The organism is Halomonas borealis, from assembly GCF_004798905.1.
GTDB classification, from domain to species: Bacteria; Pseudomonadota; Gammaproteobacteria; order Pseudomonadales; family Halomonadaceae; genus Halomonas; species Halomonas borealis.
On record NZ_SDMO01000070.1, the window covers coordinates 1 to 271 of the forward strand.

General features: G+C 39.5%; 1 protein-coding gene. It reads right to left on the bottom strand.

Translation table 11 applies throughout. The features are described 5' to 3' along the window. Window positions 1-271, bottom strand: a 271-nt coding sequence (locus ETC07_RS16205) for a peptidoglycan bridge formation glycyltransferase FemA/FemB family protein (RefSeq protein WP_136249330.1), incomplete at both ends; no start/stop codon positions are given.

Here is a 271-nt window from a genome sequence, read left to right on the forward strand (position 1 = left end):
GATAGTAGGAGAATTCTCCTACTTTTTGTGTGATATAGCCCCCAAAATTTTGCTTAAATTTCAAAACACCATCACTGCCATCAAAGTTTCCTGAGATACCATAAAAATTATAGGTTTTCATCTGACGCTCAATTGCATGAAGCATGGCTGTATGCTGCATAAGGAAAGGGCCACCTAACTTGCCATAAGCGCCGTCAGATCCACCATAAAGGTAAAGAAATTCTTGATTGACTTCAATAAAGACACCAGCTGCAATTGCCACTCCATCTTT